We start from the raw sequence: 26,732 nt of genomic DNA, 5'->3' as shown, positions 1-26,732 counted from the left end.
AAGCTCCTCATTTGGCGTCTTTGCTAACGGTATTGAGCAGGAATTTACCGATCAGGTCTTCCAGTACCAGTGACGACTGGGTGTCGTGGATGGTTCCACCATCCTTGAGGCGGGTTTCTTCCCCGCCCACGCTGATACCGATGTACTTCTCGCCCAACAGGCCAGCGGTCAGGATAGACGCTGTGGAGTCGGTCGGCAGGTTGTCGACCTTCTTGTCCACCAGCAACGTTACCCGACCGGTGAAGCTGTCGCGGTCCAGATCGATCGCCGTGACCTTGCCGATGGTCACACCGGCCATGGTCACTTTGGCTCTGACCGTCAAACCGGCGATATTGTCGAAGTACGCGTAAAGTTTATAGCTATCGGTGGTGGACGTCGGAGACAGGCCACTGACCCGCAGGGCCAGCAGCAACAAGGCCAGGATCCCTGCCAGCAGGAACAGGCCGACACCGATTTCCAGGGTGCGGTTTTGCATCAGAAATCTCCAAACATCAAAGCGGTCAGAATAAAGTCCAGGCCGAGCACTGCCAGCGAGGCAAACACAACGGTCTTGGTGGTGGCACGACTGATGCCCTCGGAAGTGGGCTCACAGTCATAGCCTTGGAATACGGCGATCCAGGTCACGACAAAGGCGAAAACGATACTTTTGATCACGCCATTGAGCACATCGCTGGAGAAGTTCACGCTGTTCTGCATGTTCGCCCAGTAGGAGCCTTCATAGACGCCCAGCCAGTCGACCGCGACCCAGGAACCGCCCCAGATGCCGACCACGCTGAAGATCATCGCCAGCACCGGCAGGGAAATGAAGCCGGCCCACAGACGCGGGGCAATGATGTACTTGAGCGGGTCTACACCGATCATTTCCAGGCTGGACAACTGCTCGGTGGACTTCATGTTGCCGATTTCCGCCGTCAGCGCCGAACCGGCACGACCAGCGAACAGCAGAGCAGTCACCACCGGACCCAGCTCCCGCAGCAGAGTCAAGGCAACCATCTGCCCCACAGCCTGCTCCGAACCATAGCTCGACAGAATACTGAAGCCTTGCAGCGCCAGCACCATGCCGATGAAGATCCCGGATACCACGATGATCACCAGCGACATCACGCCAACGGAATGCAACTGCTTGACCAACAGACCGAAACCGCCGCTGATGCCGCCACGCCCCAGCAGGGCATGAAACAGGAACAGGGTCGCCCGGCCGAATACCGCGACAGCGTCGATGGCTGCTTCGCCGAATCGACGCACACGTTCTATTAATGAAATTCTGCGCATCAGCGCTTCCCCAGAAGATCTGCGCGGTAATCCGTCGCTGGAAAGTGATACGGGACCGGGCCATCGGGGTTGCCGGTCATGAACTGACGAATACGCGGCTCATCCGAGTTCATCAACTCGTCCGGCGTACCCTGCCCCAGCACTTGTCCATCACCTACGACATAGATGTAGTCGGCGATGCTCGCGGTTTCCGCCAGATCGTGGGAAACCACGATACTGGTGATCCCCAGTGCATCATTGAGCAGACGGATCAGGCGCACCAGAACGCCCATGGCGATCGGGTCCTGGCCGACGAACGGTTCGTCATACATGAGAATCTGCGGATCAAGCGCAATCGCCCGGGCCAGCGCCACACGACGCTTCATGCCACCGGACAGCTCGTCGGGCATCAATTCGATGGCGCCGCGCAGGCCGACTGCCTGCAGTTTGAGCAGGACGATGTCGCGGATCATCTCGTCCGGCAATTGGGTATGAACGCGCAGCGGAAAAGCGACGTTCTCGAACACGTCGAGATCGGTGAACAGCGCGCCGCTCTGAAACAGCACACCCATGTGCTTGCGAGCATCGAACAGATCGCTGCGCGACAGCTTCGGCAGGTTCTGGCCGTTGACCCAGACCTCGCCCTGTGAAGGCCGCAACTGGGCACCCATCAAGCGCAACAGGGTGGTCTTGCCACACCCGGAAGGCCCCATGATGCCGGTGACCTTGCCGCGCGGGATGCGGATATCGACGTTATTGAAAATGCTGCGCGCACCGCGCTTGAAGGAGACTCCCTTCAGCTCGACCGCGTAGGCGTTATCGGCACTCATCTAAACTCCTTGCGATGCAGCCTCTCACTCGGACGCCTGGCTTCCTTGAAGAAAGCCCCTACATCCCGGACAGGCCGAACTGGCGGCGAACTATATCACTGCAAAGGGCAAGCGCCCAAGGCCTCTCCCCGGCCACGTTCAGCGATATGACAGGCCCGAGGCTTCTATTGGAAGGTTTTAGTAACGAGGAATGACAAAGCACGACGAACTTGCGTGAGGCTTTTCAACATAACCGCTATAATCGCCGCCTTTTCATCGGGCTATACGATTTCTGACATGAGCCAAACCAGCGACCTGATTCAATCGGCACAACGCACCATCCGCCTCGAAGTGGAAGCCGTACAAGGCTTGTTGCCCCATATCGACGCCGATTTCGTACGCGCTTGCGAGATGATTCTGGCCAGCAAGGGCCGTGTGGTCGTGGTCGGCATGGGCAAGTCCGGGCACATCGGCAACAAGATTGCCGCGACACTGGCCAGCACCGGCACCCCGGCTTTTTTCGTGCATCCGGCCGAGGCCAGCCATGGCGACATGGGCATGATCACCCGTGACGACGTGATCCTGGCCCTGTCGAACTCCGGCTCCACCAACGAAATTGTTACCCTGCTGCCGCTGATCAAGCGCCTGGGCATCCAGTTGATCAGCGTGACCGGCAACCCGCAATCGCCTCTGGCCAAGGCAGCGGAGGTCAATCTCAACGTTCACGTCGAACACGAAGCCTGCCCGCTGAACCTGGCACCGACCTCCTCGACCACCGCCGCGCTGGTCATGGGCGACGCCCTGGCCGTGGCGCTGCTGGAAGCCCGCGGCTTCACCGCCGAAGATTTCGCCTTTTCCCACCCGGGTGGCGCGCTGGGCCGACGCCTGCTGCTGAAGGTGGAAAACGTCATGCACGCCGGCCAGGAGCTGCCGCAGGTACAACGCGGCACCCTGCTCAAGGACGCACTGATGGAAATGACCCGCAAGGGTCTGGGCATGACCGTGATTCTTGAAGCCGACGGCAAACTTGCCGGGATCTTCACCGACGGCGATCTTCGCCGCACGCTGGATCGCAGCATTGATATCCGCAGCGCCACCATCGACCAGGTGATGACCGTGCACGGCAAGACCGCCCGCGCCGAAATGCTCGCCGCCGAGGCCCTGAAAATCATGGAAGACCATCGAATCAACGCACTTGTCGTCGTGGATGAGGACGATCGCCCGATCGGCGCCTTCAACCTCTCCGACCTGCTGCGCGCAGGAGTGATGTAAATGAGCACCGATCTGCTGCAACGCGGCAAAGCCATCAAACTGGCGGTTTTCGATGTCGACGGCGTCCTCACGGACGGGCGCCTGTACTTTCTTGAAGACGGCAGCGAGTTCAAGACTTTCAACACGCTCGACGGCCAAGGCATCAAGATGCTGATGAACGCCGGCGTACAAACGGCCATCATCAGCGGTCGCAAGACCCCGGTGGTCGAACGCAGGGCGAAAAACCTCGGCATTCCGCACCTGTTTCAGGGCCGCGAAGACAAACTCGTCGTCCTCGACGGCCTTCTCGAGCAACTGGGCCTAAGCTATGAACAAGTCGCCTATCTCGGCGACGACCTGCCCGACCTGCCGGTGATTCGCCGGGTGGGGCTGGGGATGGCGGTGGCCAACGCTGCCTCCTTCGTGCGCGAGCATGCCCATGGCGTTACCCAGGCCCGTGGTGGCGAAGGTGCCGCCCGTGAATTCTGCGAACTGATCCTGCGCGCCCAGGGCAGCCTCGATGCCGCCAACAACGCGTACCTGTGAGTCAAACCATGTTTAGCAAAAAGTTTCGCAACATACTGCTGTTCGGTTGCATCGCGGCGATTTTCGGCGCGGTCGGCTACTGGAACATCAGCCCGGAACGCTTCCTCGACAAGCCTCCTGTTTCGGCAGAAGAGAGCCCGATCGACTGGTACGCGACCAACACCCACACCTTGCAATACCTGGAAGACGGCAAGGTGCAGTACGAAATGACCTCCGACAAGGCCGAGCACGTCAAGGCGACCGACATTACACTGGTCACCAAGCCTGACCTGAACATGTATCGCGGCACCGACTTCCCGTGGCACGTGACCAGCGAGCGCGGCGAAGTGAATTCCGGCGGCACCGAGGTCGAGCTGATCGACTCGGTTCGCGTCAAGCGCACCGACGAAAAGAACCGCGACACCCTGATCACCAGCACCCGAATGACGGTGTTCCCTCAGCAGCAATATGCGCAGACCCAGCAACCCGTTAGAATCGACGGCGCTGGCGGTGTATCGACCGGCGTGGGAATGAAAGCGTATTTGAAGGAAAGCAGGATACACCTGCTATCGAACGTAAGAGGACAGTATGAGGCTCGTTAAAACCCTCCCTATTTTGCTCAGTCTGGGCGCAGCACTGGGAAGCGTGAGCGCCTGGGCTCTGCCGAACGATCAAGAGCAGCCAATCCGCATTCAGGCCGACGATGCCCAGCTGGACGACAAGAATGGCGTTGCCACCTATAAAGGTGACGTGATCATCACTCAGGGTTCGATGATCGTCAAAGGCAACACCGTGACCATCACCCGCACCCCGACCGGCGATATCGACGTCGTGACCTCGGTGGGCAACCTTGCCTACTTCGAGCAGTTGCAGACGGCTGGCGACACCAAGCCCGTACAGGGCTGGGGCGTAACCATCCAGTACCACGCCGCGCAAAACCGCGTTGTGCTGATCGACAAGGCGAAAGTCGTCGACAAGGACAACAACACCACTCAGGGCGAGAAAATCGTCTATGACACGGTGAAGAAACTGGCCAGCGCCGGTCGCGCAACCGGCAACAAGGTCACCGAAGCGCGTCCGCGCATCGACATGGTGATCCAGCCGAAGAAGAAAACCGACGAGAAAACCCAGTAATGGCAACTCTGAAAGCTCAGCACCTGGCCAAGGCCTATAAAAGCCGCCAGGTCGTGCGCGATGTCAGCCTGTCGATCGACAGCGGTCAGATCGTAGGCCTGCTCGGTCCCAACGGCGCCGGCAAGACCACCTGCTTCTACATGATCGTCGGCCTGGTGCAGGCCGATCAGGGTCGCGTGCTGATCGACGACCTGGATGTCAGCCACCAACCGATGCACGGCCGCGCCAAGGCCGGTATCGGCTATCTGCCGCAGGAAGCCTCGATCTTCCGCAAGCTGTCGGTGGCCGACAACATCATGGCCATCCTCGAGACCCGCCAGGAGCTCGACAAGGCCGGACGTCGCAAGGAGCTGGAAAGCCTGCTGCAGGAATTCCACATCAGCCATATCCGCGACAACCTCGGCATGAGCCTGTCCGGTGGCGAGCGTCGCCGGGTGGAAATCGCCCGCGCACTGGCCACCGCGCCGAAATTCATCCTGCTCGACGAACCGTTCGCCGGTGTCGACCCGATCTCCGTGGGCGACATCAAGCAGATCATCCACCACCTCAAGGCCAAGGGCATCGGTGTACTGATCACCGACCACAACGTCCGCGAGACGCTGGATATCTGCGAAACGGCCTACATCGTCAATGACGGCCAACTGATCGCCGAAGGCGATTCCGCGACCATCCTCGCCAACGATCTGGTGAAGGAAGTGTATCTGGGTCACGAGTTCCGCCTCTAAGCGCGACAGCATTCGACCAGCCGTCCGGGTGCTGTAACGTTGAAGCGCATTTTTATACGCTTTTATTGTTACAGCGCTCTAGGCAAACACGACAGTTTCAGGCATATAATTTGCTTAAGTTTGGCGCTCCGGCGCCCTGTAGTGGATGGCGCATAGCGCCGGCGAATAAGGTGTTAAGCCCCTGCCATGAAACCATCGCTAGTCTTGAGAATGGGCCAGCAGCTGACGATGACACCGCAGCTGCAACAGGCCATCCGCCTGCTCCAATTGTCGACCCTGGATCTGCAACAGGAAATCCAGGAGGCTCTGGAATCCAATCCGATGCTCGAACGCCAGGAAGACGGCGACGACTTCGACAACTCCGATCCCATGGCCGACAACGCCGAACAGAAGCCCAACACCGAGATTCCGGAACCGTCCTATCAGGAGACCGCGCCGACGGTCGACAATCTTGAAGAAGGCGAGTGGAACGAGCGAATCCCCAACGAACTGCCCGTGGATACGGCTTGGGAAGACGTCTACCAGACCAGTGCCAGCAGCCTGCCAAGCAGCGATGACGACGAGTGGGATTTCACCACCCGAACTTCCGCTGGCGAGAGCCTGCAAAGCCACCTGCTGTGGCAACTGAACCTGGCGCCGATGTCCGACACCGATCGCCTGATCGCCGTCACCCTGATCGACTGCATCAACAATCAGGGCTACCTCGACGAAACCCTCGAAGAAATCCTCGACGCCTTCGATCCGGAACTCGACATCGAGCTGGACGAGATCGAAGCCGTCCTGCATCGCATCCAGCAATTCGAACCCGCCGGCATAGGCGCACGCAATCTGGGCGAATGCCTGCTGCTGCAATTGCGCCAGCTGTCGGCCAAGACTCCTTGGCTGGCCGAAGCCAAGCGTCTGGTTACCGATTACATCGACCTGCTCGGCAGCCGCGACTACAGCCAGCTGATGCGACGCATGAAGCTCAAGGAAGATGAACTGCGCCAGGTCATCGAACTGGTACAGAGCCTCAACCCGCGCCCCGGCTCGCAGATCGAATCCACCGAAGCCGAATACGTGGTGCCTGACGTGATCGTGCGCAAGGACAACGAGCGCTGGCTGGTCGAGCTGAACCAGGAATCGGTGCCGCGCCTGCGGGTCAACGCCCAGTACGCCGGCTTCGTGCGCCGCGCCGACACCAGCGCCGACAACACCTTCATGCGCAATCAGTTGCAGGAAGCACGCTGGTTCATCAAGAGCCTGCAGAGCCGCAACGAAACCCTGATGAAAGTGGCCACCCAGATCGTCGAGCATCAGCGCGGCTTTCTGGAGTACGGCGACGAAGCCATGAAACCGTTGGTACTGCACGACATCGCCGAAGCGGTGGGCATGCACGAGTCGACGATTTCCCGGGTAACCACACAGAAATTCATGCATACCCCCCGGGGCATCTATGAACTGAAATACTTTTTCTCCAGCCACGTCAGCACCTCCGAAGGCGGCGAATGCTCGTCCACGGCGATCCGCGCGATCATCAAGAAACTGGTTGCCGCGGAAAATCAGAAAAAGCCGTTGAGTGACAGCAAGATCGCTGGTTTACTGGAGGCACAAGGCATTCAGGTGGCTCGCCGCACCGTCGCCAAGTACCGCGAATCCCTCGGGATCGCGCCTTCGAGCGAACGCAAGCGGTTGATGTAAGCCACGTTACAGCGTTCCAGTGGCAGGCTCTTCGGCCTGCCGCTTTATGCACTGGCAACGAAGGAGAAGCTGTATGCAAGTCAACATCAGTGGACACCAACTGGAAGTTACCCAACCTCTCCGTGAATACGTTGAGCAAAAGCTCAAGAGGCTTGAGGGACATTTCGACAAGATCACCAACGTGCAAGTCACGATGTGCGTCGAAAAGCTGAAGCAGAAAATCGAAGCCACGCTGCATATTCCCGGCAACGAGGTCGTCGCAAACGCGGAACATACCGATATGTACGCAGCGATCGACGCGCTGACCGACAAGCTTGATAAACAACTCAAAAAGCATAAGGAAAAGACCCAGAGCCTGCTTCAGGGCGCTACCGGTCGATAACCCCCACCCCCATGATCCGACTTGAAAGCATCCTGACCCCCGGCCGTTCCCTCGTGAACGTGCCGGGCGGCAGCAAAAAGAAAGCCCTCGAACAAATTGCCAACCTGATCGCCCGGGAAGTACCGGATCTGGAGATGCAAGATGTCTTCGAGGCGCTGATTGCCCGTGAAAAACTCGGCTCGACCGGTTTTGGCAACGGCATCGCCATCCCCCACTGCCGCCTGAAGGGCTGCGAAGCGCCCATCAGTGCCTTGATGCATCTGGAAGCCCCAATCGATTTCGACGCCATCGATGGCGCACCGGTCGACCTGCTGTTCGTGTTGCTGGTCCCGGAAGCTGCCACCGATGCACACCTGGAACTGCTGCGCCAGATCGCCAGCATGCTCGATCGCAAGGACGTACGCGAAAAGCTGCGTCGCGCCACCACCAACGAAGCCTTGTATCAGGTTGTCCTGGACGAGCAAAACGGGCACTAAACATGCGCTTGATCATCGTCAGTGGCCGCTCCGGCTCGGGCAAAAGTACTGCCCTGGATGTCCTCGAGGACAACGGCTACTACTGCATCGACAATCTGCCGGCCGGTCTGCTGCCGGAACTGGCGGAACGCGCACTGGTTCATACGGAACTGTCTCAGCCACTGGTCGCGGTATCGATCGATGCGCGCAATCTGCCCAGTCATCTCTCGCGCTTTCCGGAGTTGCTTGAAGAGGTCCGCAGCCGGCACATCCAGTGCGATGTCCTGTATCTGGATGCCGATGAAGAAACCTTGCTCAAGCGTTTTTCGGAAACCCGTCGCCGCCACCCTCTGAGCAGCGCCAATCGTTCGCTGGCCGAAGCCATCAACGATGAAACGGCCTTGCTGGGCCCGATCGCCGACCTGGCCGACCTCAAGGTCAACACCACCCATCTGAACCTGTACCAGTTGCGCGACACCATCAAGCTTCGGCTGCTGAACCAGCCGGAGCCGGGCACCGCATTTCTGGTGGAGTCGTTCGGTTTCAAACGCGGCATGCCGGTGGATGCGGATCTGGTGTTCGATGTACGCTGCCTGCCCAATCCGTACTGGAAACCGGAACTACGCGCGCAATCGGGGCTCGATGAGCCGGTAGCCGAGTATCTGGCGGCACAACCGGAAGTCGAAGAGATGTTCCAGGACATCTATGCGTATCTGTTCAAATGGCTGCCGCGCTTCGCTGCAAGCAATCGCGCCTACGTCACCATTGCCATTGGCTGCACCGGCGGACATCACCGTTCCGTCTACCTGACCGAACGCCTGGGTCAGGCCCTGCAGAAAACCCTGAAGAATGTCCAGGTTCGCCACCGCGACCTCAGCTAAAGGATTCACACCGCGATGCCTGCTCTGGAAATCGAAATCATCAACAAGCTGGGCCTTCATGCCCGGGCATCGGCAAAATTCGTTGGCGTGGCGGGCCAGTATCCCGACTGCACGATCAGAGTGGGTCGCACCCCGGAAACCACGGTTGATGGCAAAAGCATCATGGCGATGATGATGCTTGCCGCCGGCAAGGGCACCAAAATCTTTCTGAGTACCGAAGGGCATCAGGAACAGGAAGCCCTGGATGCCCTGGTGGCACTGATCAACAACTATTTCGATGAAGGCGGTTGAAAGCCTTTATTGGCGGGGGAGCCATCCTCCCCCACCTCATCCCAACGCCGTATCCATCACCATCATCAGGCAGAACCCGATCAACAACCCCAGGCTCGCCAGTTTGTCGTGACCATTGCGTCGTGACTCCGGGATCACTTCGTGGGTCACCACCAGCAACATTGCCCCGGCCGCCAGTGCCAATCCCAAGGGCAACAACAACTCCGCCAGGCTGACCAGCCACGCACACAGCAGGGCAAACACCGGCTCGACCAGTCCCGATGCCGCCCCGATCAGAAATGCCTTGATCCGCGACATCCCCGCCCCGGCCAGTACCAGCGCAATCACCAGTCCTTCCGGCACATCCTGCAAGGCAATACCCATCGCCAGGCTGTCAGCGTCCGGCATGCCGCCGCCAGCGGAGACACCGACGGCCATGCCTTCCGGGATGTTATGGGCAATGATGGCAAACACGAACAGCCAGATCCGCGGGGGAATCACTGGATGCTCGACGGTGCCGATGAGCATTTCCGGTGAAGCGCCGGACAACTTGCGGTCCACCAGATACAGACCGAAAGCACCGAGCATAATGCCGAAACAGATCAGGCCACTGGCGCCCCAAGGGCTCAGGCCAAGGCTTTCGGCGGCGGCGATCCCTGGCACGATCAGCGAAAACGCAGTCGCCGCCAGCATCACGCCGGCGCCAAATCCCAAGAGCGTGTCGCCCAGCGCCTGAGGCATATTGCGAATCACCAGCACCGGAACGGCGCCCAGCGCTGTGCCGAGCGCGCAAATCGCACCACCCTGCAATGCCCGGGACAGTTTCGGCTCCAGATTCAACCACTCCAGTCCGTGAGCCACCAGCAAGGTAATGCCCGCCAACAGCAGCAGCGACCCGATCGCGTAACGAAACATACGCCCACTTCCGATCGCCAGCGTTTCAGTGCCCATAGTCAGCCCTGGATTGTTTTTATAGGAGACTTAAACCAGCGCCGCCTGATAACGCGCAGCGACTTCAGGCCAATTGATCACGTTGTAGAACGCGCTGATGTATTCCGGACGACGGTTCTGATAACGCAGGTAATAGGCGTGTTCCCACACGTCGAGTCCAAGAATCGGCGTATTGCCGCCCATCAGCGGACTGTCCTGATTGCCACTGCTTTCCACTACCAGTTTCTTGTCCGGGGTCACGCTGAGCCAGGCCCAGCCGCTGCCGAAGCGCGTTAGCGCAGCCTTGGTGAAAGCGTCCTTGAAGCTGTCGAGACCGCCCAGTTGCTCATCGATTGCCTTGGCCAGCGCGCCGTCCGGCTTGCCGCCACCTCCGGGCACCATCACTTCCCAGAACAACGAATGGTTGGCATGCCCGCCGCCCTGATTGATCACCGCCGCACGCAGCTTTTCCGGCAGTTGCTGAACGCTGGCCACGAGTTTTTCCACCGGCCACCCGGCGTACTCCGTGCCCTCGACCGCTGCGTTCAGGTTGTTGATGTAGGTCTGGTGATGCTTGGTGTAGTGGATCTCCATGGTCTGCGCATCGATGTGCGGTTCCAGTGCGTCGTAGGCGTAAGGCAAGGCTGGCAGGGTAAAAGCCATTTCAGTGGACTCCATGGTGATGTTGGGCAGGCACGCGGCGCGCATTGCCGGTATCCGGGTGCAGCAGACGCTGGGTTCGCGGGTACTCGCCGTGTTCGCCGATGAAATTGAGCAGCTCGACATAGGTCTTGCTGCTCTGGCGCAATGCCGCTTCACGCAGGGCCGGGCGCAGACGCTCGTCCTGCATGGTCTGCAGGAGGCGCTGGTGGATCGCGCAGAGGTATTCGGCGCTCTCCTCCGGCTGGTTCAGGCGCAGATGCAGGTCGGCCAGGTTGTGATGGGAAATGACGCAGGCCGCCACCGCCTCGTCGGCATCGGCCCAGCGCTCGAACAACACTTGAGCCAGGGCCAGCGCCTGCAGATAAGCCTCGCGGGCATCGATCAGCTCGCCCAGCATGAAGCAGCGATTGGCCCGTTCGATCGTACGTTTCCAGTGCTCCATGATGAGCCTCCAAAGCGGTTGCGGTGTTTACACGCCGCCGGCGGTGAGTTTCTCGGGATTGAGCAACTCTTCCAGTTGGCTGCGCGACAGGTCGGTGTGTTCCAGCGCGACATCAATCACCGGACGGCCCTGTTTGTAGGCTTGCTTGGCGATTTCGGCGGCCTTCTGGTAACCGATGATCGGGTTGAGTGCTGTGACCAGAATCGGGTTACGCGAGAGCGCTTCCTTGAGGCGCGACTCGTTGACCTTGAAGCTGGCGATGGCCTTGTCACCCAGCAGACGGCTGGAGTTGGCCAGCAACTCGATGCTGCTCAGCAGGTTCTGGGCGATGATCGGCAGCATCACATTCAGTTCGAAATTGCCCGACTGACCGGCGATGGTGATCACCGAGTCATTGCCGATCACTTGCGCGGCAACCATGGCGGTAGCTTCCGGAATCACCGGATTGACCTTGCCCGGCATGATCGACGACCCCGGCTGCAAGCCTTCCAGCTCGATTTCGCCGAGGCCGGCGAGCGGGCCGGAGTTCATCCATCGCAGGTCATTGGCGATTTTCATCAGCGACACGGCGGTGGCTTTGAGCTGACCCGACACGGCCACGGCGGTGTCCTGCGAGCCGATCAGCGCGAACAGATCCTTGCCCTGGGTGAATTGCACGTTGGTCAATTGGCTCAACTGACGGCTGAATCGCGCGGCGAATTCAGGATGCGCATTGATCCCGGTGCCGACCGCCGTGCCACCCTGAGCCAGGGATTGCAGGCTTGGCAGCAAGTCCTGCAGATGACCGATATTGGCCTTGAGCTGCTGCGCCCAACCGTTGAGCACCTGGCTCATTCGCACCGGCATGGCGTCCATCAGGTGAGTGCGACCGGTTTTGACGTGGTGATGCACCTGCTCGGCCTTGCGCTCGATGACTTGCACCAGGTGCAGCAGCGCCGGCAGCAACTGTTCATGCAGGGCCAGCGCCGTGCTGACGTGGATGGTGGTCGGGATGATGTCGTTGCTGCTTTGTCCGCAGTTGACGTGATCGTTGGCATTCACCGGCTTGTCGAGCAGGCGGCTGGCCAGGGTGGCGATCACCTCGTTGGCGTTCATGTTGGAACTGGTACCGGAACCGGTCTGGAAGATATCCACCGGAAAATGCTGCATGAAGTCGCCTTCAAGCAGACCCTGGGCCGCGTCGCTGATGGCTTTGCCTTGTGCTGCGCTGATCTGGTTGAGTTCGACGTTGGCCCGGGCCGCGGCGGCCTTGGCCAGAATCAGGGCGCGGATGAACTGGGTCGGCATCGGCTTGCCGCTGATCGGGAAGTTATCCACCGCACGCTGGGTCTGCGCGCCGTAGAGAGCGTCCACCGGCACCTGCAGTTCGCCCATGCTGTCGCGCTCAATACGTGTCTTGGTCATCTGAAAATCCTTGCACCAGTTCAATAAGAGGAATCGAGGGTTGCAACTCGCAGGTGGCGAGCTGCCAGGTGTAGCTTTGCCAGCGTTTTAGCCGGCATTTGCACAACGACAGGCGCTCCATTTCACGCAATGGGCGCCAGGCTTGATCGAGACAGAGGCTGCGCCAGTGCCACGGCAACGCGATGTCGGTGGCCGTGTCGAGCAGCAGACGGAAAGAAGTTTCAGCGACCGTCCAGGGCGAGGCCGCCGTGCAGCAGGACAGATACCGGCCTTCGGCCAGGTAGTGTTCGATCAGACGCGGTTCGTCGGGATCCATGGCGCAACGGATCTGACGACTCATCCAGCGCCAGCTTTCGAGGTACGGCTGCTCGTGCAAGGCAGAACTCATGATCCCGGGCCCATCCGATAATGAGATTTATTATTAATTGATAATGAGAACCAAAACAAGAGCGACTTTTTAGCTGCCCTGTCCAACACGGAAGATTTGCAGTCATAAAAAAAGGCGCGTCACCCAATCGGGTGACGCGCCTTTTTTGAACCTGTCTGGGCTTAGCTGCCCGCGACAGTCATCTTCTCGATCAACACCGAACCGGTGCGGATGTTGCTACGCAGCTCCAGATCGTTACCGACCGCGACGATCTGTTTGAACATGTCGCGCATGTTGCCGGCGATGGTCACTTCCTGCACCGCGAACTGGATTTCACCGTTCTCGACCCAGAAACCCGCCGCACCACGCGAGTAATCGCCGGTGACCATGTTCAGGCCATGGCCCATCAGCTCGGTGACCAGCAACCCACGGCCCATACGTCGCAACAGTGCTGCCTGGTCTTCATCGCCATGGGTGACGAACAGGTTATGCACGCCACCGGCGTTGGCGGTGCTCGGCATGCCGAGTTTACGACCGGAATAGGTGCCAAGGATGTACGACACCAACTCGCCTTTTTCGACGAACGGTTTGGCATAGGTCGCCAGACCGTCACCGTCGTACGATGCACTGCCCATGGCGCGCATCAGGTGCGGACGCTCGTCGATGGTCAGCCATTCCGGAAACAGCTTCTGCCCCAGCGTCCCTTCAAGGAACGACGATTTGCGATACAGACTGCCACCGGAAATCGCAGACAGGAAACTACCGAACAACCCGCCCGCCAGCTCGGCAGAAAACAGCACCGGCACCTCGCAGGTCGGCACCGGGCGCGCACCCAGTCGGCTCGCCGCGCGCTGTGCCGCGCGCTGACCGATGCTCACCGGATCGGCCAGCAGGCTGCCCTGGCGATTCACGTCGTACCAGTAATCGCGCTGCATCTGGCCATCGGCCTCGGCGATCATCACGCAGCTCAGGCTGTGCCGGGTCGAGGCATAACCGCCGATGAAACCGTGGCTGTTGCCATACACGCGGCAACCCTGATGAGTGCTGAGGGTGGTGCCATCGGCATTCTTGATCCGCGCATCGGTGTCGAACGCCGCGGCTTCACAGAGCAGCGCCTTCTCGATGGCCTGTTCCGGGGTGATATCCCATTCGTGGAACAGGTCGAAATCCTGAATATCCCTGGCCATCAGCGCGGCATCGGCCAGCCCCGAGGCTTCGTCTTCGGAAGTGTGCTTGGCAATCGCCAGTGCGGCAGCGACGGTCTCGCGAATCGCATCCGGCCCCGTGGCGGACGTGCTGGCCGAACCCTTGCGCTGGCCGACATACAACGTGATGCCAAAACCCTGATCGCGGTTGAACTCGACCGTTTCGACTTCACGTTGACGCACCGAGGTCGACAGGCCCTGCTCCAGCGACACCGCCACTTCGCAGGCACTGGCACCCTGACGCTTGGCTTCGGCGATGATCTGCTCGACCTGTTCCTGCAGTGCCGGCAATGCCTGTGGGCCGACGCTTTCAACTGCACTCATGCTCATCTCCACTCAAATTCTGCTTTCGGCTGGGGCCTTCGAGCGACCGGGCCGGACAAGCGGCCCCCGACTGGTTATCATGGCGGCGTTTCTTTGCGGACTGCCACCATGGTTGATTCTTACGACGACTCCCTCGATACGGGAGAAAAAAGCAAATCCCAGGTCAAACGCGAGCTGCATGCTCTGGTTGACCTTGGCGAGCGCCTTACAACGCTCAAGCCCGACTTGCAGGCGAAACTGCCATTGACCGACGCTTTGCGCCGGGCCCTGGCCGATGCGCCCAAGCACACCGCGAACATCGCGCGTAAACGGCACTTGCAGTTCATCGGCAAACTGATGCGCGATCAGGACACTGACGCGATTCTCACCTTGCTCGATCAACTCGATGCCTCTACCCGTCAGTACAACGAGCGTTTCCACAACCTCGAACGCTGGCGTGACCGCCTGATCGGCGGTGACGATGCCGTGCTGGAGAAATTCGTCGTCGAGTACCCGGACGCCGACCGCCAGCAACTGCGTTCCCTGATCCGTCAGGCCCAGCACGAGGTTGCGCAAAACAAACCTCCTGCCTCGAGCCGCAAGATCTTCAAATACATCCGTGAGCTGGACGAGACTCAACGCGGTCTGCGTTGATATTCGCCACCGGGTGGCCGCACTGCGCGCCACCCGAAGCTCCATCCCTTCTTACGCGCCCGTGCCACCCACGGTGATCGCATCGATTTTCAGCGTCGGCTGACCCACGCCCACCGGTACCGACTGCCCGTCCTTGCCACAAGTGCCCACACCGCTGTCCAGCGCCAGATCGTTACCGACCATCGACACCCGGCTCATCGCTTCCGGACCGTTGCCGATCAACGTCGCGCCTTTGACCGGTGCGGTGATCTTGCCGTCTTCGATCAGGTACGCCTCGCTGGTGGAGAACACGAACTTGCCGCTGGTAATGTCGACCTGACCGCCGCCGAGGTTGGCGCAGTAGATGCCCTTCTTCACCGACGCGATGATTTCCGCCGGATCGCTCTGGCCACCGAGCATGTAGGTGTTGGTCATCCGCGGCATCGGCAGGTGCGCGTAGGATTCACGACGTCCGTTGCCGGTGCGCGCCACGCCCATCAGACGCGCATTGAGCTTGTCCTGCATGTAGCCCTTGAGCACACCGTTTTCGATCAGCGTGGTGCACTCGGTCGGCGTGCCTTCGTCGTCGACGCTCAGGGAACCGCGACGACCGGCCAATGTGCCGTCATCGACGATGGTGCAGAGCTTGGACGCAACCATCTCACCCATGCGACCGCTGTAGGCCGAACTGCCCTTGCGGTTGAAATCGCCTTCCAGACCGTGGCCAACCGCTTCGTGCAGCAGCACGCCGGACCAGCCAGAGCCCAGAACAACCGGCAAGGTGCCGGCCGGGGCCGGAATCGCTTCCAGATTCACCAGCGCCTGACGCAACGCTTCACGGGCATAACCCATGGCACGGTCTTCGGCGAGGAAATAACGGTAGTCGGTACGCCCACCGCCACCATGGCCGCCACGTTCGCGACGGCCGTTCTGCTCGACGATCACACTGACGTTGAATCGCACCAAAGGACGCACGTCGGCAGCCAGGCCACCGTCGGTCGAGGCCACCAGAATTCGTTCCCAGACTCCGGCCATGCTCACGCTGACCTGCTGGATACGTGGGTCGAGGGCGCGGGTGGCAACATCGATGCGCTTGAGCAATTCGACTTTTTCAGCGCGGCTCAGCACTTCCAGCGGGTTGTCCGGCGCGTACAACTGGGCGACGTCCTGGGTGCTGAACGCCTGCACGGTGCCGTTCTGTCCGGCGCGGGAAATCGAACGGGCCGCACGGGCCGCCGCACCGAGAGCTTCGAGGGTGATCGCGTTGCTGTAGGCGAAACCGGTTTTTTCGCCGGACTGCGCACGCACGCCAACACCTTGGTCGAGGTTGAAACTGCCTTCCTTGACGATGCCGTCTTCCAGCGACCAGGACTCGGAAATCTGCCCTTGGAAATACAGGTCGGCCGCATCGATGCCTGGACCCGCCAGATCACCGAGTACGCCTTGCAGGCTCTCGATCGTCACGCCGCCGGGCGCCAACAGGTGATCACTGACTGAGGACAACAACTCGCTCATAGGTTTTACGCCTTAAATTCGTGTTCTGAAGCAGGTCGCTGTGCGCCCTGCGAAAAAAACCGCCGATGACCCGTCACCGGCATGCGCGCCCGGATGGACGCCTGTTCGTTGCTGTCGCGCTCGGCCAGCAGCACGGCTTCGCCTTGTTCCTGCTGCGCCAGCACGCGGCCCCACGGATCGACAATCGCCCCGTGGCCAAAGGTTTCCCGCGGCCCCGGATGCGTCCCGCCCTGGGCTGCCGCCAACACATAGCACTGGGTTTCAATCGCCCGTGCACGGATCAACACGTCCCAATGCGCCGCACCGGTCACCGCGGTGAAGGCCGACGGTGCAGTAATCAGTTCAGCCCCGGCCGCACGCAATTCGCTGTACAGCTCCGGGAAGCGCAGGTCGTAACACACCGTCAGGCCCAGTCGCCCGACCGGCGTGTCCGCAACCACCACGCCACTGCCATAAGCATAGTCATCGGATTCGCGGTAACGGCCGCGATTGTCCGCAACATCCACATCAAACAGATGCAACTTGTCATAGCGCGCAACGATTTCGCCCTGATCGTCCACCAACAACGAGCAGGCATGGGACTTCGCCTCAGGCTGCCCCACAGGCGGCAACGGCAATGTGCCGGCCACAATCCATAACCTGAGGTCGCGGGCGGTCTGTTTCAACCATGGCAGGATCGGGCCTTCGCCAAGTGCTTCGGCACGGCCGATATCGGCGATGTCGCGACGCCCCATCGCGGCGAAGTTTTCCGGCAGCACCGCCAGCTTCGCGCCAGCGTTGGCCGCTTGTTCGAGCAAACGTCGGGCATCGCGCAGATTGGCCAGCACGTCGCTCTGGCTGACCATTTGAATCACCGCTAAAGACATGGCGAACTCCGCAAGAGGTAGGCAGCCATGCTACTCCATCGGTTTGCGGCCTGGCTGATCAAAAAGGCTTGTCGAAGGTGATTTTCGGCTCTTTCCACGGGCCTTTGACGGTGTATTTGACGCTGGCGAACCGCGCCACGCGATCACCGATCAGTTTGTCGATCAGAAACAGCGCGCCGCCGACCGCTGGTGCGCCGACGATCAACGCGGCAATCGGCAGGTTGGTGGTCACCGGCAAGGTCACCAGCAACCGGGCGTCGACCTGATCGCCGACCAGATCCAGTGTGCCGTTCAGTTCAAGGTTGCTCGACGGCCCGGTGAGCTTGATCGGCTCCTGCGTCACGTAAACACCGTTGTTCGCCGCCAGTACCCCCTTCACCCGGTCATAACTCAAGCCTTTGCCAAACAGGTCGGAGAAGTCGAGGCGCAGGCGCCGGCCGATGGAATTGAAGTTGAGCAGACCGAACACCCGCAGCGCCTGGGCACCGCCCTCGACCTCGACGAACTGGCCCTTGTTCAGTGACGCATCGAGTGTGCCGGAGAAGCGTTTGGTCGCCAGCCACGCTGGCGAACCCGGCCAGCGGCCATCGACATCCATATGGAATTCTTCGCTGGTCACGCTCGGCGCAAAGCCCCAGCCCTGGAGTACGTCGGCGAGATTCTTGCCGCCAATCCGGCCCTTGTACCAGCTGCTGGTGGCACCGGGCGTCCCCTCCCAGCCGCCGCTGCCTTGCAACAGGATGCCCTTGAGGCCCATGTCCAGATTGTTCAGGGCGATGCCCTTGGCGGTCGGCCGGACTTTCAGCGACCAGCCACCGACCAGATCCTGGCCCTGAAACAGCTGATTGATGGTGATATCCAGCGCCGGGATCTTGGTCGGATCGACCGAGGCCAGCGGATCAGGCGCGTTCTCGTCGGCCTGCACCGTCGGGTCCGGTGCCGGCAAGCGTACGTATTGCAGGTTCACCGCAATTGGAGCGTTCCTCGCGTCGGGAATGCCGACCGTACCTTTGGCCTGTTGACTGTCGAGTGCCAGGGCCCAAGCGCCGGGTTTGCGATCCACCTGCACCGCCGCCTGATCCAGCGTGGTGCCGAAGGCTGTGAGTTTGCCGATCTTGAAATCCGCGCTGCTGAGCAGTTGCTTGGCGCTGCCGCCCGGATCCTGACCGGCGTACTTGTCCACCAGATCCTGCCAGGGTTTGACGTCCAGCTCGGACAACACGCCGCGTATCCGCAAGCCTTTGTTGCCCGGCAACACGGCCTCGCCAGCGCCGAGGAACAACTCGCCACGACCATCGGCGAAATTGTTCGGTGGCGCGGCGAAGGTGAAGTTGGCCAGTTGATCGTAATTGACCCAGTAACGCCGCTCCTGCCCTTGCAGGGTCATGCGGAACACCGTGTCACGCCCGACATCGGCTGTCATGCCGAACGGTGCGGGCAGATCCACCGCAACGCCCTTCATACTGGAACTGACCATCAATTGGCTATCGGCACCGTCCAGATTCACTTGCAGTTGATAAGGAATCGTCCCGGACACCGGCAATGGCTGAGTCACGCCAAGCCAGTCGGTGAGCTTCTTGACCTCGACCTGCCCCGACGCCGCCACCCGGGTCTTGAGCTTGCCGGGGCCGCCATCGGCGAAGATCTGCGCGGTGACCGGTTTGTCGAAGGCCCGCGCACTGATGTTCTGCCCGCTCAGCCCTTTGGCGCTGTCGAAGCGGAAATCGCCCTTGAGCTGGCTCAACTCCAGCTTCGGCTCTGCCAGCTTCAATCGTGCATTGGCGGTTTTGAAGTCCACCAGGATCTTCGGCTGATCGCCCTTGGCCAATGGCACGTCGAGTTTGAGCTTGCCTTGCAGATCGCCCTCGCCTTCCCAACCAGCGAAGGTGTCGGCGGTGCCGATCGGCGCCTCCTGGAGAATCTTCAAGCCGTCGCCCAGGCCTCCGGCAAACCCGCCATCGAGGTACATATGGCTGTGCTCGCCACTCGGCACATGGGGGATATTGACGAAGACGTCGCTGACCTGAGTGTCGAGCAACTGGCCTTTGCTGGCGACGATCCGCACGCCGCTGTCCTCGATGAACACATCACCGCTTACTTTGCTCACGTGTGGCCAGCCAGGCTGGAATGCCAGTTCGGCGTCATGCACCTTGAAAAACAGACTGATGCTGCGATCCGCATCTGCGGCGCCTTTGTTCAGGGAACCCTGATACTGGAAGAACCCTTGATCCACCGCTCCTTTGAGAATCGCCGTGCGCAGCCATTCGTCGAGAGCCGGGCTCAGGACTTCCGGCAGGTACTTGGCGGTGTAGCGACCGTCGCCGTCCACCAGACCGACCCGCAGGTCCATGTAGTCTTCCTGGGTATGGTCGAAATGCAGACGGATCAGGAAGTCGCCTGCGATCTTGCCTTCCTCGCCCAGCACCTTCAGGTACGGTGCGATCAACGTGAAACCTTCGCTATCGAGCTTCCAGGTCAGTCGGGCATTGGCCTGGATGTATTGCCATGGCTTGGCAAAAATCGGATCGAGGTGCAGGACAAAGTCCTTGCTGTCCATGCGCAACTCACCGCCACCGAGGTTGCCGGTCAGACTGCCGCTGACATTCCGCGCCGCCGGGGCACCGTGATAGGCGTCGAAACCGATCTGATCGAGGTTGGCTGCGAAGCTGAACTTGCTGTCGTCAGTGGCGTTGGGCCGGAAATCCAGCAGCACATTGCGCAAGCCACCGGTCACTTTCAAATGTTCGACCACAGTGGCAAAGCCCTGTGGCAGCGGGCCCAATGCATTGAGCAACGGCGTGATCGGCGTGAGATCGAGGCGATCGGCCTGCAGGTGCCAGAGCTCATCGACCTTGTCGGTTGCGGCGGTCTGCTTGACCTGGACACGGGACTCCCAACGGGTCTCGCCAATATTCATCGCCAGCGAATCGAGAGTGACGACAGCCCCCTCGGCGCTGCGCTGGAAGTAGCCGTTAAGGGCCAGATTGTTGATCTGGATCGGCTTGCGCTCAGCGTAGGCACCGGTGAATTGCGGAGCATTGAGGCGAATGGCGGCGCTTTGCAGAGCGCCCTCGTCCCAGTTGACCCACAGCTCGCCGCCAGCCTTGATCTCGGAGAAATTCCACTGCTGGGTCAGGCGCTCGGGCAGCCATTTGGCCCAGTCGCTTTGCGGCAGGCTGACGTAGCCTTCGACCGCGCTGTCCTGCATCTGGCTGGCACGAATCCGCGTACGCAGGCTCAGTGCGACGGGTTGCCCGTCGGGCAAGGTCAGCCGCGCGTCGAGGCGTTGACGATTGAGACCGGTCTTGAGATTGAGGCCGACGTAAGTGAACGTCAGCGGCGCCTGCTCCAGCGGCTGCAAAGTCACCTGGCTGTCGAGCACCGACAATTGCTGGACCATTTGCATGCGGTTGAACAGTTGCTCGGGATCCATTGGCTGATCCTTCTGCACCGGCAATCCTTCGAGCGCCCATTGGCCGTCTTCACCCTCTTTGAGGCTGATCTTCAGACCATTGAGTTCAAGATGCGCGATACGCACTTCGCGTGCCAGCAGGCTGGCCCACAGATCCGGCACCGCGCGCACCCGATCCAGACGCAAGGCATTGGCACCATCGCCGACCATCACGTCGTGTGCCAGCAGGATCGGCGCAAATCCGCTCCAGTTACCTTCCAGTTCACCGATCTGCAACGGCATGCCCAAGGCCGCGCTGGCCTTGTCTTCGATGTCGGTGCGATATTCGGCCACCAGTGGCGTGAGTTCCCGGCCGAGGCTGACGTACAACGCCATCAACACCAGAACCAACGCGCACAGGCCCAGACCCCAACGGGTCAGTGCGGCCAAAATGCGTGTCAGACGTTCCATGTCAGTTGGCTCCCATGGCAAAAATACTGCAAAAAGCTGAGGCCAGCCGTTTCAGGAAAAGGGTGATGCAGGGGATCAGAGCAGCACCACGTCATATTGTTCCTGGGAATACATGGTTTCCACCTGGAAGCGTATGGTGCGCCCGATAAACCCTTCAAGCTCGGCGACGTTACCGGACTCTTCATCGAGCAGACGATCGACGACTTTCTGGTTCGCCAGCACACGATAACCCTCAGCCTGGTAGGCCCGGGCCTCACGCAGGATCTCGCGGAAAATCTCGTAGCAAATGGTTTCCGGCGTCTTCAGCTTGCCCCGGCCCTGACAACTGCTGCATGGCTCGCACAGCACCTGCTCCAGACTTTCGCGGGTTCGCTTGCGGGTCATCTGCACCAGACCCAGCTCGGTGATGCCGATGATGTTGGTCTTGGCATGATCGCGCTCCAGCTGTTTTTCCAGGGTCCGCAAGACCTGGCGCTGGTGCTCTTCATCTTCCATGTCGATGAAGTCGATGATGATGATCCCGCCCAGATTGCGCAGACGCATCTGCCGCGCAATCGCGGTGGCGGCTTCGAGGTTGGTCTTGAAGATGGTTTCTTCGAGATTGCGATGCCCGACGAACGCGCCGGTGTTGACGTCGATGGTGGTCATGGCTTCCGCCGGGTCCACCACCAGGTAACCGCCGGACTTCAACGGCACCTTGCGCTCGAGGGCTTTCTGGATTTCGTCTTCGACGCCGTACAGGTCGAAGATCGGCCGTTCGCCCGGATAGTGTTCCAGACGATCAGCGATTTCCGGCATGAGTTCGGCGACGAACTGTGTGGTTTTCTGGAAGGTTTCCCGGGAATCGATGCGAATCTTCTCGATCTTCGGGCTGACCAGGTCGCGCAGGGTACGCAAGGCCAGGCCGAGGTCTTCGTAGATCACACTCGGTGCGCCGATAGTCTTGATCTGCTCGTTGATCTGATCCCACAGGCGTCGCAGATAGCGGATGTCCATCAGGATTTCATCGGCTCCGGCACCTTCGGCGGCGGTACGCAGGATGAAGCCGCCGGCCTCCTTGATGCCTTCTTTGGCCACACAATCGCTGACCACCTGTTTCAGGCGTTCACGCTCGGCTTCGTCTTCGATCTTCAGGGAAATGCCGACGTGGGCGGTGCGTGGCATGTACACCAGATAGCGCGACGGGATCGACAATTGCGTGGTCAACCGCGCGCCCTTGGAGCCGATCGGGTCCTTGGTCACTTGCACCACCAGGCTCTGGCCCTCATGGACAAGTGCGCTGATGCTTTCCACCGCCGGGCCTTCGCGCAGGGAGATTTCCGAGGCGTGAATGAACGCCGCACGGTCCAGGCCGATGTCGACGAATGCCGCCTGCATGCCCGGCAGTACCCGCACGACCTTGCCTTTATAGATGTTGCCGACGATCCCGCGTTTTTGCGTGCGCTCGACGTGCACTTCTTGCAGCACACCGTTTTCGACCACCGCCACGCGCGATTCCATCGGCGTGATGTTGATCAGAATCTCTTCACTCATGGCAGGGTCTCGTTCAGGCATGTTCACGATAATGGCCGCATCTTGTTCCGTTCGACGCTTACTGCGCACTCAGGTTTTGCCAACAGGGTATGCCGAAATGGCCGAGCAGTTCTGCGCTTTCGCACACCGGCAAACCGACCACGGCCGAATAGCTGCCGTTGAGACCGGCGACAAACACCGCGCCAAGTCCCTGAATGCCGTAACCGCCGGCCTTGTCCCGAGGTTCGCCACTGGCCCAGTAGGCGGCAGCTTCTTCGCGACTGATCGCGCGGAACCGTACCAGACTGCGTACTACTTGCGACTCGCAGCGTTCACCGTCAAGCACGGCGATGGCAGTCAGCACTTCGTGCTCCTTGCCGGACAACATCATCAGCATGGCGCATGCATCGGCTTCGTCCACCGGTTTACCGAGAATTTTGCCGTCCAGCACCACAGCGGTATCGGCGCCCAACACGCAAAACGGTTTGTCGGTGACGATAGAGCGCCGCCCGGCCTCGGCCTTGCCACGCGCCAGGCGCTCGACATAGGCCGATGGGGATTCATTGGTGAAAGGGGTTTCATCGATTTCCGCACTGATGGCGGTGAACGGAACGCCGATCTGCGTGAGCAATTCACGCCGACGCGGCGATCCGGAGGCGAGGTAAAGCGGCTTCATCCAAACATCTCCCTGTTGAGTGCCCTGCCTCATGGCACCGGTGGGGGCCCATGCCTGACCGAATCAGTTGATTTTGTAGCGCCGGCGCAATCCACGCAAAGCGAAGCTGACCCACGGCCAGAGCAAGGCGCTGACCAGAGCCGGCAAGACCAGCGCCAAGGTCGGCTGGCGGTTGCCGGTCAGGGCGCTGAGCCACAATTGCACAAGCTGCGCGAGACCGAAGATCACCAGGATCACCAGGCACTGCTGCCACATCGGGAACATCCGCAGGCGTTGCTGCAACGACAGCACCAGGAACGTGATCAGCGTCAGGATCAACGCGTTCTGTCCAAGCAACGTGCCGTACAGCACGTCTTCAGCAAGCCCGAGGCAAAATGCGGTGACCATGCCGACCTTCTGCGGCAGGGCCAAGGCCCAGAATGCCAGGAACAAGGCCAGCCACAGCGGGCGCAGGATTTCCATGAATTGCGGCAGTGGCGACACGCTGAGCAGCATGCCGATCAGAAACGTCAGCCAGACGATCCAGCCGTTTCGGGAGGCTTTGACACCGACCATTATTCTCGTCCCCCAGTGTTGGCCGGCGCAGTGACAGGCGGTTTGGCGGCCGGCCGTGCGTTGGCAGGCTGAGCGGCTGGCGGCTTGCTGGCTGCCGGCGTCGCTGCGGGTGGTTTCGCTGGCGGTTTGCTCGCGGCGGGTTTGGCCGGCGTAGCAGCAGCGGGAGCAGCGGCAGGTGTGCTTGCCGCAGCAGGGGCCTGAGCCTGAGCCGGTGTATTCACCGTTTTCGGCACCGTGGCTGGAATGATCGGGCCACCACCAAACGCATCAAGATTTTCCTGAGCCTGTGCCGCATCGTTGGCACGCTCCTCGGCGGTGCGATTGTCGCTGAACACCAGCAACAGGTAGCGGCTGCGATTCAGCGCGGCAGTCGGTACGGCGCGGACAATGGCGAATGGCTGGCCGGAATCGTGAATCACTTCCTTGACCGTCGCCACCGGATAGCCGGCCGGGAAGCGCTGGCCGAGACCGGAGCTGACCAGCAGATCACCTTCCTTGACATCGGCGGTGTCCGCCACGTGGCGCAGTTCCAGGCGTTCAGGGTTGCCGGTGCCGCTGGCAATCGCCCGCAGGCCGTTACGGTTCACCTGCACTGGAATGCTGTGGGTCGAGTCGGTCAGCAGCAATACACGGGAGGTGTACGGCATCAGTTCGACCACCTGCCCCATCAGACCGCGCGCATCGAGCACCGGCTGACCGAGCACCACGCCGTCGCGCTCACCTTTATTGATGATGATGCGATGGGTGAAAGGATTCGGGTCCATGCCGATCAGCTCGGCCACTTCGACCTTCTCGTTGACCAGCGCGGAGGAATTGAGCAACTCGCGCAGACGGACGTTCTGCTCGGTGAGGGCGGCAAGCTTCTGCATGCGGCCCTGCAGCAGCAGGTTCTCGGTCTTGAGTTTTTCGTTTTCGGCGACCAGCTCAGTGCGGCTGCCGAACTGACTGGCGACACCTTCCCACAGCCTGCCAGGCAGGTCGGTGATCCAGTAAGCGTCCATCAGCACCAGCGACATCTGGCTGCGGGCAGGCTTGAGCAGGCTGAAACGGGCATCGACCACCATCAGCGCGACCGACAGCACGGCCAGCACCAACAAGCGCACGCCCAGTGAGGGGCCCTTGGCGAAAAGCGGTTTAATAGGCCGCTCCTCCCAGGCAAATGTTCTGTTTATTCATACGGCATCAAACCGGCCTGGATGAAGACTGACAGAAGATAAACGCCAACAGGCAGCACTGCAAAGTGCTGCCTGCGCGCTCACCCACGTATTGCACCCGGCGACTTATTCGCTGGAGAGCAGGTCCATGGTGTGCTTGTCCATCATTTCCAGTGCACGGCCACCGCCGCGAGCAACGCAGGTCAGCGGATCTTCGGCAACGATCACCGGCAGACCGGTTTCCTGGGCCAGCAACTTGTCGAGGTCACGCAGCAGCGCACCACCACCGGTCAGCACCAGGCCACGCTCGGCGATATCGGAAGCCAGTTCCGGCGGCGATTGCTCCAGGGCACTTTTCACGGCCTGAACGATGGTTGCCAGGGACTCTTGCAGAGCTTCCAGCACTTCATTGGAGTTCAGGGTGAATGCGCGTGGAACGCCTTCGGCCAGGTTGCGACCGCGAACGTCGACTTCGCGAACTTCACCGCCCGGGTAGGCTGTGCCGATTTCCTGCTTGATGCGCTCGGCGGTGGATTCACCGATCAGGCTGCCGTAGTTGCGGCGCACGTAGGTGATGATCGCTTCGTCGAAACGGTCGCCGCCAACACGTACGGATTCGGCATAGACCACACCGTTCAGGGAGATCAGTGCGATTTCGGTAGTACCACCACCGATATCCACGACCATCGAACCGCGTGCTTCTTCAACCGGCAGGCCGGCGCCGATCGCAGCGGCCATTGGCTCTTCGATCAGGAACACTTCACGGGCACCGGCACCAAGGGCCGATTCACGGATGGCACGACGCTCAACCTGGGTGGACTTGCATGGAACGCAGATCAGCACACGAGGGCTGGGCTGCAGGAAGCTGTTTTCGTGAACCTTGTTGATAAAGTATTGCAGCATCTTTTCGCAGACGCTGAAGTCGGCGATCACGCCGTCCTTCATCGGACGAATGGCAGCAATGTTGCCCGGCGTACGGCCAAGCATGCGCTTCGCTTCGGTGCCGACAGCAACGACACTTTTCTGGTTACCGTGTGTCCGAATGGCCACAACCGATGGCTCATTCAGGACGATACCGCGCTCGCGCACGTAAATAAGGGTGTTGGCAGTGCCCAGGTCAATGGAAAGATCGCTGGAAAACATGCCACGCAGTTTCTTGAACATGGGAAAGGGACCCTAGGCAACGCGTGGGTAAAAAAGTGCGGCAAACTCTAACAACGACAGGGATTTTGGGCAAGGCGCCAATATGTTAAATTGGCCGCTTTTCTGTGCACCAAGCCCC

General features: G+C 60.5%; 28 protein-coding genes. 11 read left to right on the top strand and 17 right to left on the bottom strand.

Features of this window, described 5'->3' with window-relative positions; translation table 11 throughout:
• Positions 1–7 precede the first annotated feature (7 nt).
• From mlaD to ACW9HX_RS03985, 3 genes are read right to left on the bottom strand one after another with little or no spacing between them, the layout of a single operon-like run.
• Positions 8–475, bottom strand: a complete 468-nt coding sequence (mlaD, locus tag ACW9HX_RS03995) for an outer membrane lipid asymmetry maintenance protein MlaD (RefSeq protein ID WP_096818971.1) — start codon at positions 473–475, stop codon at positions 8–10.
• Positions 475–1,272, bottom strand: a complete 798-nt coding sequence (mlaE, locus tag ACW9HX_RS03990; protein ID WP_197869702.1) for a lipid asymmetry maintenance ABC transporter permease subunit MlaE — start codon at positions 1,270–1,272, stop codon at positions 475–477. The genes mlaD and mlaE overlap by 1 nt, the downstream gene beginning before the upstream one ends.
• Positions 1,272–2,081: an ATP-binding cassette domain-containing protein gene (locus tag ACW9HX_RS03985; RefSeq protein WP_457379572.1), complete on the bottom strand. Its 810-nt coding sequence runs from the start codon at positions 2,079–2,081 to the stop codon at positions 1,272–1,274. Before ACW9HX_RS03985 ends, mlaE begins: the two co-directional genes overlap by 1 nt.
• A gap of 276 nt (positions 2,082–2,357) precedes the next feature.
• On the opposite strand from ACW9HX_RS03985, the gene ACW9HX_RS03980 reads away from it, so the two are divergent.
• From ACW9HX_RS03980 to ACW9HX_RS03935, 10 genes are all read left to right on the top strand, one after another.
• Positions 2,358–3,332, top strand: a complete 975-nt coding sequence (locus tag ACW9HX_RS03980) for a KpsF/GutQ family sugar-phosphate isomerase (RefSeq protein WP_085729618.1) — start codon at positions 2,358–2,360, stop codon at positions 3,330–3,332.
• Positions 3,333–3,857 (top strand): KdsC family phosphatase, encoded by a 525-nt coding sequence (locus tag ACW9HX_RS03975; RefSeq protein ID WP_085729617.1) that lies wholly within the window; start codon positions 3,333–3,335, stop codon positions 3,855–3,857.
• Between the two features lie 8 nt (positions 3,858–3,865).
• Entirely contained in the window at positions 3,866–4,438 is a 573-nt protein-coding gene (gene lptC, locus ACW9HX_RS03970; protein ID WP_085711782.1) for an LPS export ABC transporter periplasmic protein LptC, read from the top strand.
• Entirely contained in the window at positions 4,425–4,970 is a 546-nt protein-coding gene (lptA, locus tag ACW9HX_RS03965) for a lipopolysaccharide transport periplasmic protein LptA (RefSeq protein ID WP_197869699.1), read from the top strand. Before lptC ends, lptA begins: the two co-directional genes overlap by 14 nt.
• Complete coding sequence (lptB, locus tag ACW9HX_RS03960; protein ID WP_007953572.1) at positions 4,970–5,695, top strand: LPS export ABC transporter ATP-binding protein; 726 nt, start codon at positions 4,970–4,972, stop codon at positions 5,693–5,695. The genes lptA and lptB overlap by 1 nt, the downstream gene beginning before the upstream one ends.
• A gap of 186 nt (positions 5,696–5,881) precedes the next feature.
• On the top strand, positions 5,882–7,375 hold the full coding sequence (locus ACW9HX_RS03955; RefSeq protein WP_457379571.1) for an RNA polymerase factor sigma-54: 1,494 nt from the start codon (positions 5,882–5,884) through the stop codon (positions 7,373–7,375).
• Positions 7,376–7,448: 73 nt separating this feature from the next.
• Positions 7,449–7,757 (top strand): ribosome hibernation-promoting factor, HPF/YfiA family, encoded by a 309-nt coding sequence (hpf, locus tag ACW9HX_RS03950; protein ID WP_007953578.1) that lies wholly within the window; start codon positions 7,449–7,451, stop codon positions 7,755–7,757.
• 11 nt (positions 7,758–7,768) lie between these two features.
• On the top strand, positions 7,769–8,233 hold the full coding sequence (ptsN, locus tag ACW9HX_RS03945) for a PTS IIA-like nitrogen regulatory protein PtsN (RefSeq protein ID WP_457379570.1): 465 nt from the start codon (positions 7,769–7,771) through the stop codon (positions 8,231–8,233).
• A gap of 2 nt (positions 8,234–8,235) precedes the next feature.
• The gene (gene rapZ, locus ACW9HX_RS03940; protein WP_457379569.1) at positions 8,236–9,093 is read left to right on the top strand and encodes an RNase adapter RapZ; all 858 of its coding nucleotides are present in this window, start codon (positions 8,236–8,238) and stop codon (positions 9,091–9,093) included.
• Positions 9,094–9,108: 15 nt separating this feature from the next.
• A complete protein-coding gene (locus tag ACW9HX_RS03935) occupies positions 9,109–9,384 on the top strand; it encodes an HPr family phosphocarrier protein (RefSeq protein WP_096818959.1) in 276 nt (91 codons plus the stop codon).
• 36 nt (positions 9,385–9,420) lie between these two features.
• On the opposite strand, the gene ACW9HX_RS03930 is transcribed toward ACW9HX_RS03935, so the two are convergent.
• The 6 genes from ACW9HX_RS03930 to pmbA form a co-directional block, all read right to left on the bottom strand.
• Positions 9,421–10,314, bottom strand: a complete 894-nt coding sequence (locus ACW9HX_RS03930) for a ZIP family metal transporter (RefSeq protein WP_457379568.1) — start codon at positions 10,312–10,314, stop codon at positions 9,421–9,423.
• A 30-nt stretch (positions 10,315–10,344) separates the two neighbouring features.
• A complete protein-coding gene (locus tag ACW9HX_RS03925) occupies positions 10,345–10,956 on the bottom strand; it encodes a superoxide dismutase (protein WP_457379589.1) in 612 nt (203 codons plus the stop codon).
• A gap of 1 nt (position 10,957) precedes the next feature.
• Positions 10,958–11,398, bottom strand: a complete 441-nt coding sequence (locus ACW9HX_RS03920) for a hypothetical protein (RefSeq protein ID WP_457379567.1) — start codon at positions 11,396–11,398, stop codon at positions 10,958–10,960.
• A 27-nt stretch (positions 11,399–11,425) separates the two neighbouring features.
• Entirely contained in the window at positions 11,426–12,802 is a 1,377-nt protein-coding gene (locus ACW9HX_RS03915; RefSeq protein WP_457379566.1) for a class II fumarate hydratase, read from the bottom strand.
• Complete coding sequence (locus ACW9HX_RS03910; protein WP_457379565.1) at positions 12,783–13,190, bottom strand: FagA protein; 408 nt, start codon at positions 13,188–13,190, stop codon at positions 12,783–12,785. The genes ACW9HX_RS03915 and ACW9HX_RS03910 overlap by 20 nt, the downstream gene beginning before the upstream one ends.
• A gap of 161 nt (positions 13,191–13,351) precedes the next feature.
• The gene (gene pmbA / locus ACW9HX_RS03905) at positions 13,352–14,698 is read right to left on the bottom strand and encodes a metalloprotease PmbA (RefSeq protein ID WP_457379564.1); all 1,347 of its coding nucleotides are present in this window, start codon (positions 14,696–14,698) and stop codon (positions 13,352–13,354) included.
• A gap of 108 nt (positions 14,699–14,806) precedes the next feature.
• On the opposite strand from pmbA, the gene yjgA reads away from it, so the two are divergent.
• Positions 14,807–15,331, top strand: coding sequence for a ribosome biogenesis factor YjgA (gene yjgA / locus ACW9HX_RS03900; protein ID WP_096818946.1), 525 nt, complete (start codon positions 14,807–14,809; stop codon positions 15,329–15,331).
• A gap of 51 nt (positions 15,332–15,382) precedes the next feature.
• On the opposite strand, the gene tldD is transcribed toward yjgA, so the two are convergent.
• The 8 genes from tldD to mreB all read right to left on the bottom strand — a co-directional run bounded on the left by tldD (position 15,383) and on the right by mreB (position 26,614).
• Entirely contained in the window at positions 15,383–16,825 is a 1,443-nt protein-coding gene (gene tldD, locus ACW9HX_RS03895) for a metalloprotease TldD (protein ID WP_085711794.1), read from the bottom strand.
• A 5-nt stretch (positions 16,826–16,830) separates the two neighbouring features.
• A complete protein-coding gene (locus ACW9HX_RS03890) occupies positions 16,831–17,691 on the bottom strand; it encodes a carbon-nitrogen hydrolase family protein (protein ID WP_457379563.1) in 861 nt (286 codons plus the stop codon).
• A gap of 58 nt (positions 17,692–17,749) precedes the next feature.
• The gene (locus ACW9HX_RS03885; RefSeq protein WP_457379562.1) at positions 17,750–21,553 is read right to left on the bottom strand and encodes a YhdP family protein; all 3,804 of its coding nucleotides are present in this window, start codon (positions 21,551–21,553) and stop codon (positions 17,750–17,752) included.
• Positions 21,554–21,628: 75 nt separating this feature from the next.
• Complete coding sequence (gene rng / locus ACW9HX_RS03880; protein ID WP_065260839.1) at positions 21,629–23,086, bottom strand: ribonuclease G; 1,458 nt, start codon at positions 23,084–23,086, stop codon at positions 21,629–21,631.
• 58 nt (positions 23,087–23,144) lie between these two features.
• Positions 23,145–23,741 (bottom strand): Maf family protein, encoded by a 597-nt coding sequence (locus tag ACW9HX_RS03875; protein WP_457379561.1) that lies wholly within the window; start codon positions 23,739–23,741, stop codon positions 23,145–23,147.
• A gap of 63 nt (positions 23,742–23,804) precedes the next feature.
• The gene (gene mreD / locus ACW9HX_RS03870; RefSeq protein WP_457379560.1) at positions 23,805–24,296 is read right to left on the bottom strand and encodes a rod shape-determining protein MreD; all 492 of its coding nucleotides are present in this window, start codon (positions 24,294–24,296) and stop codon (positions 23,805–23,807) included.
• The gene (mreC, locus tag ACW9HX_RS03865; RefSeq protein ID WP_457379588.1) at positions 24,296–25,435 is read right to left on the bottom strand and encodes a rod shape-determining protein MreC; all 1,140 of its coding nucleotides are present in this window, start codon (positions 25,433–25,435) and stop codon (positions 24,296–24,298) included. The genes mreD and mreC overlap by 1 nt, the downstream gene beginning before the upstream one ends.
• 141 nt (positions 25,436–25,576) lie before the next feature.
• Entirely contained in the window at positions 25,577–26,614 is a 1,038-nt protein-coding gene (mreB, locus tag ACW9HX_RS03860) for a rod shape-determining protein MreB (protein WP_002555108.1), read from the bottom strand.
• Positions 26,615–26,732 lie beyond the last annotated feature (118 nt).

Source organism: Pseudomonas sp. SDO52101_S400, from assembly GCF_054071635.1.
The sequence above is the reverse complement of the archived record's forward strand: the minus strand, read 5'-3'. Positions and strand labels throughout refer to the sequence as shown.